Raw genomic sequence first — 12535 nt, 5'->3', positions numbered from 1 at the left:
CAGGGAGTTCTCCCTTCCTCCCTGACCCGCCCGGGGCGTGCTCCCTGTGATCAGGAAGCGGAAGCGGAACCGTTCGTGTCCCGGTTGGCGAGGGCGCGGGCGATACGCTCCCGGCCCACGACCATCCGGCCGTCCGACTTGTAGGGCTCAGCCGCCGTGCCGTCCAGCACGCGCTTCAAGTCGGCGTGCGTCCAGCTTCCGTAACTGTCCTCGGACAGCACCGAGAGCCGCTGTAGCACGTCCTGCGTCAGGACGCGCTTCGTGTCACCGACCACGGTCGCGATGTCCGCGAGCGGGTCGCGCACCTCGCCCTGCTCGATGACGTGGAGGGTGGTGACCCCGTCGCGCATCGCCCGGGCGCGGGCGGTGATGAGGGCGGCGGTGTCGGTGTCGATGTAGTGCGTGCGGACCGTGATGGATGCCTGGCCGGCCGGGATCTCGATGCCGTCCGACGCGACCACAAGGGTTCCCTTGTCCAGGCCAGGGCGGAGCAGGTTCGGGGCGGCCCCGCCATCGACCGCCTTGTCACCCAGGGCCATGCGGGCCTGCGACTCGGTTCCGAGGGCGAGGGATGCGCGGGTGTGGGCGCCCTCGCGGACCAGCTTGGGCAGGTTCTGATCGGTGGGGTCCTGCGTGCCCTGCCACAGCGTCACGTTGACCGCACGCCCCTGGTTGTGAATCTTCCTCGCGGCCATGAAGTACCGGGACGTGGCCTTGGACCCGCCGTAGGGGCGCTTCTCCTCGTCGACGACCGGGCACATGAACGCCACCTGCGCCTCGTCGACCAGCAGCACGAGCGGCGGGAACACGGTGCCGGGCGGGGCCTGGAGGCGGCGTTCCATCTCGCTCACGCCGCCTTCCAGCATTTCGGTTGCCTGGATGACGTGGTCGTCCGTCGGCCCCTGGATGAGGACGGTGGCCAGGCCATCGAACATGGCCCAGTCGCCGGCGCCCTTGAGGTCGGCGAGCCGGAACTCCACCGTCTTGTCGAGCGCGAGCCACAGGGCGAGCGCGCGGAGTGCTGCGGTCTTGCCCTGGTTGGACAGGCCGGTGATGAGCAAGTGCCGCTGGTAGAGGCTGAGGGCTGCTGCGTCGCCGCGCAGGTCCTGGCCCCACGGTGCCTTGCCGGTCTTGTAGTTCGCGGTCATGTCCTGGTCGGTGGTCAGCGGAGACGGGCCGATAGGCTCATCCAGCGCCCCGGAATCCGCGACCCACAGCCGCACGGTGCGGGCGGCCTGCGGGATGGTGATGAACACCTCGTGCTCGTGCCGGGACAGGTTCTCAGCGAGCTTGCGCCGCCGGTTCTGCACCTCGTTCGTCGAGACACCGGAAGGCAGGGTCACGTCGACTTCGACGCCGCATCCGGCGATCCGGATCGGGCCCAGCATCGAGGCACCGGCGTCGCCCATCTCTTTGATCGCGGTCCGGAGCGGGGCGATGCCCAGGTTCCGGAGCGCGAGGACGACGATGGACGGGGTGATCGGCTCACCCTCACCCGAGCGGACGTTCGCCGGGAGAGCCCATTGGGGTGCTGCCTGCTGGTTCTTACCGACGGCCCACAGCCCAAGCAGGGCCGCCCACGGGCCGATCGTGACGAGGGGGCCCCAGGTCACGGTGATGATGAAGACGATCCAGCGGACCAGCTCCACCACGGCCATGGTGGGGGCGTAGACGTCGGTCCAGTCCTTGTTGGCGACGGCGAGCATTATGCCGAGCAGTAAGAGACCACCCGCCCCAATCCCAACGCCGGCCGCGATGCCCTTGGCCGCGTCCATCGGTGCGGTGAGCAGGTCCATGCGGCGGCGGTGGCGTTCCTGGCGGAAGCGCTGGCCGCGCTCCTCCCACTCGGCGGCGGCCTCCATGTTCCCCGCGGCTTCCGCCGCACGCAGCAGACGCTCGTACCGGGAGGCGGTACGGCCCTCCCACGTCCGACGGGCCACGATCCTGGTCCCACCGAGGACGTAGAGGCCGTGGCGCGCCGTAGCCCGGCAGACGGCCTTGGTGCTCTCGTGGGTGGCGACCGTGCGGATACCGCGTGCGGAGCGCACCCACAGGGGCACAGGCGGCTTTTCAGCGGTGGGCGCTGCTACAGCAGCCGTCTCGACACTCGGGGGCGCCACGGGGGCGGGGGTGGTCTTCTCGAAGAGGGGAACGACGTTGTCGCTCATGGCGGAACGACTCCTGACTGCCCCAGCCTTGGGGCGATGAAGGGGAGGTGCCGGGGTGGCCGCGACGCCACCCCGGCAGGCATGGGGATGGGTCAGGCTGCGGCGGCGGGAACGAGGCGGCCGGCGAGGTGCTCCGCGCCGTACGCCTCGTTCTCGTCGGCCTCGAAAAGGCGGTCGAGTTCGCGGCTCTCGCGACGCGACAGACGCTCGACACCCAGGTCGTGCCGCAGACCGGCGATCAGCCGGTCGCGGACGCCCTTGCGGCTGTGCTGCATCGCATGGACCAGCTCATGCACGAGCGTGATGGCGAACGTGGCTTCGTTGGGGTGCTGGTCGACGTTGACGACGATCAACACCCCGCCGTCCGAGAGCGGGACGGCGCGGGCGGCGGTCTCACGTGCCAACTTCTTCGCGGACCGCAGCGCACGAGCCTGGACGCGCTTGTCGGTGCACCCGGCGGCCTCCCACTCGGCAGCCGTGCTCACCTCCGCCAGGTTCCGCTCTGCGGTGAGCACCACCCGCACGTCCGGCATCCGGCCGGCGACCGCCCGGTCCACGACCCGGACGGCCTCTTCGGTCAGGCGCTTCGCGGTGCGCAGGGTGGAGCGGTAGCCGAAGAGCTTGTGTGTGCTGACTTCCAGCTTCACTACGTCACTCCGTCTCGTTGCCGCGGCTCGGGCGGCTGCTGAAAAGGTCTGAACAGGGCACGCACATGCCGAGCGAACGCGGGATGCAGTACCCCGCGTCGCGAAGGCAGTTGGGGCAGGTCCGCCGGGCCGCCATCGCCTTAGCGAGAGCGGCCCGCCGGGCGGGGGTCATCGGCCGTACCGGTTTGGCCCGGTCGATGCGGTAGAGGTAGGCGACCAGCGGGCCCCGCCGTCGGCGGGGCCGTTCGAGCTGCGCTGCTACGTCCTGGCCGCCGGGCCGTAGCCCGAGGGCTCGGAGTTGGCGGCGGGTGGCGTATCCGTCCGGGGCCAGGCGCCACCGGTAGACAGACAGCGTGGCCATCACGCAGCCACGCGCTTCCACGCGGCCCGCAGCCGAACCTCGGATGCGGAGTGCCCGGCGGTCCGGAAGCGGGCGGCCATCTCCCGGTAGGACAGGGCGGGCGTCTCGCTGTGCCGGATCTGGTCGACGAGGGCGTCGAGCACCTGATCGGTGAGGGCGCCGGGCGACTCCAGCGCGAGCACCGAAGCCGGGTCGGAGGGGATCCAGAAGGGGAGTTCCCAGCGGGGTGTGACGCCGGGCGTGACGGGGGTCGTCACGCTGGTCAGCGCCCGTCCGGTGTCCTCACCCTCCCGCGCGGATTCCAGGGTCGACCAGGCTCGGGAGAGGGTGTTGGCGGTGCGTGCCTGTACGTGTGCGACGCGGGCGCCGGCCTGCGTCACGGCCGTCAGCCGCGTCTCTTCCGTGGAGGCTTCGGCCCGGAGTCGGGCGCGGGCCACGGCGGCTTCGTCGCGGGCTTCCTGCTGGATCCCCTGGATCGCGTCCAGCGCTTCAACGGTGAGCGCGGTGCGCTCCCACAGTCCGTGGACCAGCCACAGGGCCTTGGCCGCGATCGGCAGCCACGCGACGGCCAGCCACGCACCCGTGGACTCTTCGGCGGTGAGGGCGTGGGCGACCAGCACGCCGGTGGCGATGAGGCCGAAGGACCAGCCGACGGCGGTGACCGGTGTGGAGTGGTCGCCTTGGGCTGCGAGGCGGCGTTCGTAGGCGAGGGTGGCGAGCCATCCGCCGTCGATCCCGAGACCGACGACCAATGCGACCGGCCACGGCATCGCCGTACCCAGCCACATCATCACCACAGCCAAGGTGAGGACCATGGACACGGCAGTCATGCCGACGGCGGGAAGAACGGTCTTGGCGTTCATGCCGCCCCACCTTCCAGCGGCCGGACCTTGACTGCGGCCAGCAGCGCGACGCGCACCGGGTGCGGGTGGTACTCCGGCCCGGTGTCCTCCGTCCACTCCCATGCAGCGCCCTCGGCGAGGGCGAACCCGAGTTCCGACAGCGCTTCCCGGCGCTGGTCAGGGGTCGGGACGTCGGTGGACGTCGGCCACGTGTAGGTGGGCCACTCACTGACCCGTCCGGACATGGCCACGAACACCTGCCAGCACGGACCGGTCGTCACTTCCGGCTTGGTGGTCCCGCAGCAGCGCAACGACATCTGCGCTCCGAAGATCTGCTTGCTCATGCCGCGCCCCCGGACTCCGCCGTGCCGGAAGCCCGGTTGGTGAGGTCCCGCCGGGCCGCCAGGACCCGGTTGCGGGCCCGGCGGACCCGGCGGATGTCCAGCTCGTTCGCCGGCCGGTCGATGGTCATGATCTGCGCGTCCAGCAACTCGACCTCCGCCCGGATGAGCGGCATCTCCCGGTCGATCGCGTCCAGCTCAGCGGCCGACGGCTCGACGTCGAGCGACGCGGCCGTAACAAGGGCCTGAAGTGCAGCGATGGGCTTCATGGGTCGTTTTCTCCTCACGGTGGGACGGCCCGAACTGAGGCCCCGGTGTTCGAGCACCGGGGCCTCGCGCCGTCTGGGGGTCGTTCGTGGGCTACGAGCGACCACGGCGACCCGGCACCGCAGCCCGCCGGAGAGGCGGGCCCGAATGCCGGGCACCGTGAGCGCTGGTGCTTCGGATCTCCTGTTCGCACGGCGCTGCTCGTTCCGGGGAGGTCCGAAATCCCGGAAGTCTGGGGTGGCAGCTTCGAAGGTGTGCCGTGCGGTTCTTAGAGCCGATGGCGTTCCCCGGTCAGGGGGTGTGGACCCCGGTGTGAAGGGGGCCGGTTCTCGGTCGGCTGGTCTCCACTCGCCCCGGCCGGTGTGGTCACGGCCGTACTGACGCGGTGGATCACGCTGTGCAGTTGTTGAGCCCCCACCACGAGCGATGCGCTCAGGAAGGGAATAAGGCGCAAGGGCGCACACTTGAAGGAGCTGCACCGCTTGCTCAACTTGTTGGTACAAGCTGATGTAGTGATGGTGCACCAACGGACTGTGAAGCGTCAAGCGATCGGAGGCCACATGTACCAACAAGTTGAGCGAGTGCGTCATGATGGGGGCATGAGCAAGCAGCCGAAGTACCGGCAAGTCGCGGATGCTCTGCGCCGCGAGATCGACAACGGGACGTATCCGCCCGGGTCGCGGCTCCCCTCGGAGAGTGAGCTGTCCACGCGCTTCGACGCGTCCCGGAACACCGTGCGGTCTGGGCTTGGCCTGCTGGTCACGCAGGGTCTTGTCACGTCCAGCCAAGGCCTCGGATACGAGGTGGCCAAGCACGAGGTGTTCGAGTTGAACGCCTCCCGGTTCGAAGACCTGAGCTTCCCGCAGAACGGCGACGCCTACAGCACGGACGTCACAGCCGCCGGCCGTCGACCGCACCAGACGTTCAGGGTCGAGGTTCTGCCTGCCCCTGCCGATGTGGCGAAGAGGCTCAAGGTTGACCCCGAATCCCGCGCTGTCCTGCGGTTCTGTCATCGGTACGTGGATGACGTTCCCTGGTCGACGCAGGCCACGTACTACCCGGCGTGGCTGGTCGATGAGGCCCGCCGCATCGCAGAGCCTGGCGATATCGAAGAGGGCACCACTCGATACCTGGCCGCTCATGGGATTGAGCAGATCGGGTACTTCGACGAGATTTCGACCCGCATGCCGACCCCGGATGAGGCACGGCTGCTGGAGATCGGCGCGGGAGTGCCCGTGCTCCTCTGGATGCGTACGGGGTATTCGGCGGAGCGGCCCATCCGCTGCACCATTACGACGTTCCGGGGTGACCTGAACCGGATGAACTACGAGATCGGCGACCAGTCCGCCCGAAGCGAGAACGAACCTCAGTGAAAATCAATCCCGCACGCCCAGATGATGTGGCCAAGCTGTTGGCCTTCCGCGAGGAGGCCGCGGCTTGGCTCACGCGTCTCGGCAGCGATCAGTGGCAGCGCCCCTATCCCGCTGACCGGCTGCTTGCCACGGTTGAGGCAGGTTCTGTCTTCATGGTCGTGGACGGCGACGTCACGGCCGCCACCATCACACTCACGCCGGACGTAGAAGAGGGCCTGTGGACGGAGCAGGAGTTGAGGGAGCCGTCCCTCTTCGTCACCAAGCTGACTGTTGCGCGCACTCATGCCGGACAGAATCTTGGTGGTCGGCTTCTCGACTGGGCGGGAGACAGGGCGTACCGCGCCGGCGCCAAGTGGCTGCGGCTTGACGCCTGGACGACGAATGACGCGCTACAGCGGTACTACCTCCGGCAGGGGTTCGCGTACGTGCGCACTGTCCGGGAGGGCGGTGCGGTGAACGGGGGCCCGCGCGTCTCCGGGTGGCTTGCGCAGCGCCCCACGGCACTGGCTGACCACGGCTTTGTGGACTGCGCTGACTAGGCCCTGTCCGGCCGATCATGCGGGAGCTGGATTGAGTGCCTCTTGCCGGGCGCCCATGTCAGCTTCATTCTGGTCAGCGAACCGGCAGTGAGTGTTTCTGGGGGGCGTGTGAGAACTGGAAGCGGCAGGGCGCAACGCACGACATGGTTACTGAGGGCCTTGGCGTACGGCGTGCTCGGGCTCGGACTGCTGGGGCTGATCGTTTCCACACCATTCGTACTGGCTGCTGTGGCTCCGGCGAGCGCGGACTGGGGGAAACTCAGCGACATCAGCCAGACGTACGGGGCCGTGTCCGTCGTGCTCTCAGCCGTCGCTTTGGCCGGTGTGGCCCTCTCGCTCCTCTACCAGGTCCGGCAGGCGCGCACGAGCAACGAGCAGGCCATCAGAGACAGCCATCTCCAGCTCGCGACAATCGCGTTGAGCGACCCGAATCTGCTCCAGGCATGGTCACCTCCCGTCGCACCGGTGACCTTGAAGCGGCATCAGCAGCATCTGATCACGTCCCTCGCTCTCGGCGAGCTGTTGCAGCGCTTCCGCATCGGCCATCTGTCCGTCGAGAAGCTCGCGGTAAAACTCGACGGACATTTCTGCGGGGAGATCGCGCGGGAACAGTGGGAACGCGAAGGGCCGGGTTGGCGTCGCACCATGGAGGCTGGTGACCGCCGCGACCGCGTGTTCGTTCGCCTGGTAGATGAGAGCCACCAGGCTGCTGTAGCGGCGGGGCCAGCGTCCGCCCTTCTGGAGTTTCAAGATCGGCCGGACAGGTCCTAGCCGTGAACGGTTAGGACGCCCACCCAAGGTGCGTCTTGATCAGACCTGTTACCTCCGACGACTCGTCAATGCCGGGGCAAGCTGGTCAGGATTACCCCATGGACTCTTCGGTATGGGTTGGGGCGTTCGCTGGCTTGATCGGCACTGGGATCGGAGGCGGCCTCTCGATCTGGTCCACGGTGATGACTCATCGGCATCAAGCGGCGGATCGACGGGAAGCACAAGCTCAGGCTCGGGCTTCAGGAGCAATCGAGGAAGCTATGGGCCACCTGCTCGCGGTCTGGCGCGATACACGTCGAGCTGGCCAGGAGGATGAAGCGGCTAAGCATCAGCTCCAAGAGCGTGCACTTGCTGTCCAAGTCTTGATGCAACGTGTTCCGCACGCCGGCCTACGCGAACGTATAAGAGCTGACGTGCTCTTCTTGCCTCTCTCGCCGCCCGGCGACGCAAGATCGTGGGAAGAACAACGCGTCGACCGGATCTACCTCTGCGCGGACGCCATCGCTTCCTTAGGTGCGTACCTGCGAGGGGAACCGCTTCCGCCTCCCACAGAACAAGTCACCAAGGTGAGGGGCATCTGGCCCTTCGTGGATATTGGGACGGACAGGGACACGTTTATCTGGGACGCGGAGGAGTAACTCACCGGAGACGGCGCCGCCTGACATCAACGCCTGACATCAACGTCGGTGCACACGAGGGCACGCCCGAGCACAGTGGCCCCGCGACAAGCAGGCTCGGTGCCGGTGTCAGACCGGGCGCTGCATGGGGCGCACCCGCCTACGGATCAGAAGGTTGCAGGTTCGAATCCTGCCGAGTGCACAGCAGGCCAGAGGCCCTCAGGAGAAATCCTGAGGGCCTCTGTCGCATGCCCGTACAGCAGCGACCCACAGCAACCGTGTCAGCCGGCACCGCCCATCGCGGCGGAGAGCCGGCCGAGGCCACAGATCCACGCGTGCTGCTGCCGTATCGCCAGCGGAACGCCTGGCGCTCGCTCCATTGCCCTTCCCAGGTCGCGAGGCGTAGAGGGAACGTGCGTGCCAAACTCCGGCGTATGAAAATCGACCAGGCGCTTGTAGACGCGGCCGTGGACCTGATGAACCGACGCTGGCCCACGGGCGAACCTGGTGGGGCATCCGCTGTGCGGCTCGCGGACGGCGGCATCCTGACCAGCGTCGGTCTCGACAACATGAACGGCTCGGTCGCACTCTGCCAGGAGACCGGGGCATTCATTCAGGCCTACACCCAGGACCGAGCCGTCACCGCATCCGTCTGCGTCTGCCGTGACGTGGAGCGCGACAGGATTCTGATCCTGCCTCCCTGCGGTGTCTGCCAGGAACGGCTCGCGCTCTGGGGGCCGTCCGTTGAAGTCGCGGTTCCACGAGAAGACGATCCAACCCGCTGGCACGCGCGCACTCTCGCTGAGGTGAACCCCTATTACTGGGGGATACAGTTCGCGGAGGGAGAGTGGCCCTCCCCGGCCCAGCACTCCGAGTGACTGCATCCACGGCGGTGCAGCAGTGAAGTACCACAACCTCAGCAACCGTTGCCGGTCGGACTGTCCGTTCGCTTTGGGGCCACGACTGTTCTGACTGCCTTCGTTCGATCCGCATAGAATTACGGAGAAGGTTGCAGGTTCGAATCCTGCCGAGTGCACAGCAGGCCAGAGGCCCTCAGGAGAAATCCTGAGGGCCTCTGCCGTATGCCGTCACGAGGCGGGCCGGCGCTGCTCCCTTCCGCGGGGCCGACGTGTGTTCAGTCCTTGCCTGTGCCGAGGGCCTCGGCCACGAGTTCCGGGGGCAGTCCCGGCCCCGCGCACGCGCGGTCGATCAGCAGTTTTCGGTAGGAGGCGTTCGCGAGCTCCGGTGCCAGGGTGATCAGGGCCCGCAGGTCGTCGGAGGAGCCGGACAGGCGTGTGCGGTAGGCGGCGGCCGCCGCGCGCAGGGAGACTTCGCGCGGTTCGTGCCGCAGGCCCTGTTCGACGAGACCCGCGGCGGCGGCGTAATCACCCTGTTCGGCGCGCACATCGGCAAGGTCCAGACAGAGCGACCAGTTGGCGGGGTCAAGGGCCAGGGCGCTCTCGAAGGAGGCCGCTGCCTGGTCCAGTTCGCCCATCGCGCGCCAGGTGCTCGCGCGGGCGACCTCGGTCCACATGACCCGGGCGACGGCGTCGGCACGGTCGCACAGGGTGAAAGCCAGCTCGTAGCGGCCGCAGGCACGGGGCAGCCGGGCCATGGCGGCCAGCGACTCCGGTACGGGGCTCCGTTCTGACACCCTGTCCAAGGCGTGGAACCAGGGCGTGAACCGCTCACGCATTTCCTCGGTGTCGAGGTTCTGGCCGTAGTCCAAGGTCCGCAGGCTCGCCTCCGCCAACGCCTCGGCGCTCACCGCGTCGAGGAGGCGCGCATCGCTGAACCACGGAGCCGTGCCCCAGGCCACCTCGGGCCGTGCGCCGGTGACCGAGCCCAGGGTCATGACCGCGTCGTCCATGTCCCCGTCGAGGAACAGGAAGTACGCCTGCGCCAGTGCGGAGCTCAAGGATCCGTCCCCTTCGAGGCCTTTCTTGAGTTCCTGGCGGCGGTCCCGCCACAGCTCGGCGAGGGCCTCGTAGGGTTCGGGGGCGGCCGGCGCGGAGGCTATCGCCTCTGCCAGGAACTTCACGGCGCCGACCGGGCTTCCGCCGCAGTGCGCCATCACACGGGCGAGACCGATGCCAGCTGCCATGGACTGGTCCGACCCCGACCCCGACTCCGATTTCGACTCCGATTTCGACACCGACAGAGAATATCCGTGGCCAAAGGTTCTGTGTCTCGTCCCGAGCGTGGCGGGTGGACGTCTCGACGCCCCCAGACCGGCGGCCCCGTTCAGGCCGAGGCCTCGACGGCCGCCCCCTCCCCCGTGATGCGGCCGCGCGCGATGCGGCGGCGTCGGGTCGGCAGTCCGATCGTCGGGTTGGCCACGCTCCAGGCGGCACCCTTGCAGATCAGCTCCTTGTAGAGCGCGGCGGGGCGTCCGGTCAGTGCCGCCCGGACGGATCGGTCGTCGGCGGTGACGTACTGGATCAGGCCCTCCCTGCGGCCCAGGGAGATGCATTGATTGAAGTAGCGCAGCGGGGTGTTCGGGAGCTTCGTGCCGGTCAGGCGTGCCGCGATGGCGTCGGCGGCCTGCCATGCGGTCGGTGTGCCCGTCGCGCACGACATCCGCAGCGGCTTGTCGGCGGGGCCCATCGCCATCGCCGCGTCGCCGACGGCGTAGACGTCGGGGTGGGAGACCGACCGCATCGTCCCGTCGACGATGATCCGGCCCGTGCCGGTGACCTCCAGCGCGGTGTCCCGTGCGATCGGATGGACCGCGAAGCCGGTCGTCCACACGGTGACCGTGGCGGGGATGTCCGTGCCGTCGGCGGTGGTGACGCGGTCGGTTCCGACAGCGGTGACGGCCGTGTGCTCGTGCACGGTGATGCCGAGCCCGTCGCAGACCCTCCGCACGTGGCCCCTGCCCTTGGGGGAGAGCCAGTCGCCGAGCGCCCCGCGGGCGGCCAGGGCGACATCGAGGTCCGGCCGGGCCTCGGCGATCTCGGTCGCGGCCTCCAGACCGGTGAGGCCACCGCCCACGACGACCACGGTCTGTCCGGCGCCGAGGCCGGCCAGGCGCTCGCGCAGCCGGAGCGCTCCGGGGCGGCCGGCGATCTCGTGGGCGTGTTCGGCGGTGCCGGGGACGCCCTGGGTGTTCCAGCTGCTGCCGAGGGCGTACACGAGGGTGTCGTAGGCGAGTTCTTCGGTGCCGCCGGTGGTGTCGCTCACGGCGACGGTCCGGCGGTCGACGTCGACGCCGGTGACCTTCGCGAGCTTCAGTTCGACGCCGGTGCCCGCGAACATCTCGCCGAAGTGCCGGGGCCGGAGGTCCTGGCCGACCGCGAGTTGGTGCATCCGTACCCGCTCGACGAAGTCGGGCTCGGCGTTGACGAGGGTGATGGCGACGTCGTCGCCGTGCAGTCGCCTGGCGAGGCGGCCGGCTGCGATGGCTCCGGTGTATCCGGCTCCGAGGACGATGATCCGGTGCTTCATTTCCCTGCTCCTGTCTCGCGCGGGTTCGCCCCTTGAACCGGGCAGCCCGCCGATTCCTGACAGGACCCCGGCGTGAGGCACGTCACACCGGGGTCATGAGGCGGTCAGGACGGGGGTCAGAAGGCGATGAGCAGGGGTTCCCCGTGGTCGGACGCGGCCCATCGGAGGGTCGCGCGTTCGAGCTTGTCGGGGTTGACCTGGCTGCGGAACGCGGCGATTCCCTCCGCGGTGATCTCCAGGCACATGACGCCGATGACCCGGCCGTCGATGACCACCACGACGGCGGGGGCATTGTTGGCGTTCGAGATGTGGACCTCGGGCGAGCCGCCGACGATCGCGCGCTTGGCCTTGCCGGGCTTGAACAGGCCCCGCATGAACGTCGCGACCGCGAGAGCGCCCTCGAATGCCTTGGCGCGGGCCGGGACCTTCCCGCCGCCGTCGCCGATCGCGACGGCGTCCGCGGTGAGCAGCCGCACGAGTGGCTCGGTCCGGCCGCTGGTGGCGGCCGTGAGGAACTCCTCGACGATCCGCCGGGCGGCGGCCTCGTCGATCTCGGTACGGGTCCTTCCTTCGGCGACGTGCTTCTTGGCGCGGTGGAAGATCTGCTGGCAGGCCGGCTCGGTGATGTCGAGGATCTCCGCGATCCTCCGGTGCGGGTAGTCGAAGGCCTCCCGCAGGACGTAGACCACCCGCTCGTTGGGGGTGAGGCGTTCCATGAGGACGAGGACCGCGTACGAGACGGATTCACGCTGCTCGGCCGTGTCGGCGGGGCCGAGCATCGGGTCGCCTGAGAGCAGGGGCTCGGGCAGCCACTGGCCCACGTAGGTCTCGCGGCGGGCGCGCGCGGAGGTGAGCTGGTTGAGACACAGGTTGGTGAGGACCTTCGTCAGCCAGGCCTCGGGGATCTCGATGCGGCCGGTGTCGGCGGCCTGCCAGCGCAGGAACGTGTCCTGTACGGCGTCCTCGGCGTCGCTCGCGGAGCCGAGGAGGCGGTAGGCGATGGCCTGCAGGCGGGGCATGCAGGCTTCGAACCGGGCCGTGTCGTTCGCGGTCAGCGCCATGGCCCGGATAGTAGCCCGCGCGTCCCGCCGGGGAGCCGTGGCGGTTGGACCGGCAGTCGGCAGTCGGCAGTCGAGGCGCGGCGGGAGGGGACAATGGGTTC

At 68.9% G+C, this 12535-nt stretch carries 13 protein-coding genes; 4 read left to right on the top strand and 9 right to left on the bottom strand.

Annotated elements, in window-relative coordinates:
* Positions 1–50: 50 nt before the first annotated feature.
* The 6 genes from OG206_RS16100 to OG206_RS16075 all read right to left on the bottom strand — a co-directional run bounded on the left by OG206_RS16100 (position 51) and on the right by OG206_RS16075 (position 4628).
* A complete protein-coding gene (locus tag OG206_RS16100; RefSeq protein ID WP_327116599.1) occupies positions 51–2168 on the bottom strand; it encodes an ATP-binding protein in 2118 nt (705 codons plus the stop codon).
* A 92-nt stretch (positions 2169–2260) separates the two neighbouring features.
* On the bottom strand, positions 2261–2815 hold the full coding sequence (locus OG206_RS16095; RefSeq protein ID WP_327116597.1) for a hypothetical protein: 555 nt from the start codon (positions 2813–2815) through the stop codon (positions 2261–2263).
* Positions 2816–2819: 4 nt separating this feature from the next.
* Entirely contained in the window at positions 2820–3176 is a 357-nt protein-coding gene (locus OG206_RS16090) for an RRQRL motif-containing zinc-binding protein (RefSeq protein ID WP_327116595.1), read from the bottom strand.
* Positions 3176–4039, bottom strand: coding sequence for a protein spdB (locus OG206_RS16085; RefSeq protein WP_327116593.1), 864 nt, complete (start codon positions 4037–4039; stop codon positions 3176–3178). Before OG206_RS16085 ends, OG206_RS16090 begins: the two co-directional genes overlap by 1 nt.
* Positions 4036–4362 carry a DUF6303 family protein gene (locus tag OG206_RS16080; protein WP_327116591.1) on the bottom strand — a complete coding sequence of 109 codons (327 nt, stop codon included), beginning with the start codon at positions 4360–4362 and terminating at the stop codon, positions 4036–4038. Before OG206_RS16080 ends, OG206_RS16085 begins: the two co-directional genes overlap by 4 nt.
* Positions 4359–4628, bottom strand: a complete 270-nt coding sequence (locus OG206_RS16075) for a DUF6284 family protein (protein WP_327116589.1) — start codon at positions 4626–4628, stop codon at positions 4359–4361. The genes OG206_RS16080 and OG206_RS16075 overlap by 4 nt, the downstream gene beginning before the upstream one ends.
* A gap of 597 nt (positions 4629–5225) precedes the next feature.
* Here OG206_RS16075 and OG206_RS16070 point away from each other — a divergent pair.
* From OG206_RS16070 to OG206_RS16055, 4 genes are all read left to right on the top strand, one after another.
* A complete protein-coding gene (locus OG206_RS16070) occupies positions 5226–5999 on the top strand; it encodes a GntR family transcriptional regulator (RefSeq protein WP_327116587.1) in 774 nt (257 codons plus the stop codon).
* Complete coding sequence (locus tag OG206_RS16065) at positions 5996–6538, top strand: GNAT family N-acetyltransferase (RefSeq protein ID WP_327116584.1); 543 nt, start codon at positions 5996–5998, stop codon at positions 6536–6538. The genes OG206_RS16070 and OG206_RS16065 overlap by 4 nt, the downstream gene beginning before the upstream one ends.
* A gap of 159 nt (positions 6539–6697) precedes the next feature.
* Positions 6698–7309, top strand: coding sequence for a DUF6082 family protein (locus tag OG206_RS16060; protein WP_327116582.1), 612 nt, complete (start codon positions 6698–6700; stop codon positions 7307–7309).
* Between the two features lie 1051 nt (positions 7310–8360).
* Positions 8361–8804, top strand: coding sequence for a cytidine deaminase (locus OG206_RS16055; RefSeq protein ID WP_327116580.1), 444 nt, complete (start codon positions 8361–8363; stop codon positions 8802–8804).
* Positions 8805–9061: 257 nt separating this feature from the next.
* Here OG206_RS16055 and OG206_RS16050 read toward each other — a convergent pair whose 3' ends face one another.
* The 3 genes from OG206_RS16050 to OG206_RS16040 form a co-directional block, all read right to left on the bottom strand.
* Positions 9062–10030, bottom strand: coding sequence for a tetratricopeptide repeat protein (locus OG206_RS16050; protein ID WP_327116578.1), 969 nt, complete (start codon positions 10028–10030; stop codon positions 9062–9064).
* Between the two features lie 140 nt (positions 10031–10170).
* Complete coding sequence (locus OG206_RS16045) at positions 10171–11373, bottom strand: NAD(P)/FAD-dependent oxidoreductase (protein WP_327116576.1); 1203 nt, start codon at positions 11371–11373, stop codon at positions 10171–10173.
* Between the two features lie 116 nt (positions 11374–11489).
* Positions 11490–12434: an RNA polymerase sigma-70 factor gene (locus OG206_RS16040; protein ID WP_327116574.1), complete on the bottom strand. Its 945-nt coding sequence runs from the start codon at positions 12432–12434 to the stop codon at positions 11490–11492.
* Between the last annotated feature and the right edge of the window lie 101 nt (positions 12435–12535).

The sequence above is a fragment of the Streptomyces sp. NBC_01341 genome (assembly GCF_035946055.1).
Classification (GTDB): domain Bacteria; phylum Actinomycetota; class Actinomycetes; order Streptomycetales; family Streptomycetaceae; genus Streptomyces.
Note: the sequence above shows the minus strand (reverse complement) of the source record. Positions and strands in the feature narration are given on the sequence as shown.

Excerpts from the sequence above, each read along its gene's own strand:
- OG206_RS16100 (WP_327116599.1), bottom strand. The coding sequence starts at position 2,168 with ATGAGCGACAACGTCGTTCCCCTCTTCGAGAAGACCACCCCCGCCCCC.
- OG206_RS16090 (WP_327116595.1), bottom strand. The coding sequence starts at position 3,176 with ATGGCCACGCTGTCTGTCTACCGGTGGCGCCTGGCCCCGGACGGATAC.
- OG206_RS16085 (WP_327116593.1), bottom strand. The coding sequence starts at position 4,039 with ATGAACGCCAAGACCGTTCTTCCCGCCGTCGGCATGACTGCCGTGTCC.
- OG206_RS16080 (WP_327116591.1), bottom strand. The coding sequence starts at position 4,362 with ATGAGCAAGCAGATCTTCGGAGCGCAGATGTCGTTGCGCTGCTGCGGG.
- OG206_RS16075 (WP_327116589.1), bottom strand. The coding sequence starts at position 4,628 with ATGAAGCCCATCGCTGCACTTCAGGCCCTTGTTACGGCCGCGTCGCTC.
- OG206_RS16070 (WP_327116587.1), top strand. The coding sequence starts at position 5,226 with ATGAGCAAGCAGCCGAAGTACCGGCAAGTCGCGGATGCTCTGCGCCGC.
- OG206_RS16055 (WP_327116580.1), top strand. The coding sequence starts at position 8,361 with ATGAAAATCGACCAGGCGCTTGTAGACGCGGCCGTGGACCTGATGAAC.
- OG206_RS16050 (WP_327116578.1), bottom strand. The coding sequence starts at position 10,030 with ATGGCAGCTGGCATCGGTCTCGCCCGTGTGATGGCGCACTGCGGCGGA.
- OG206_RS16045 (WP_327116576.1), bottom strand. The coding sequence starts at position 11,373 with ATGAAGCACCGGATCATCGTCCTCGGAGCCGGATACACCGGAGCCATC.
- OG206_RS16040 (WP_327116574.1), bottom strand. The coding sequence starts at position 12,434 with ATGGCGCTGACCGCGAACGACACGGCCCGGTTCGAAGCCTGCATGCCC.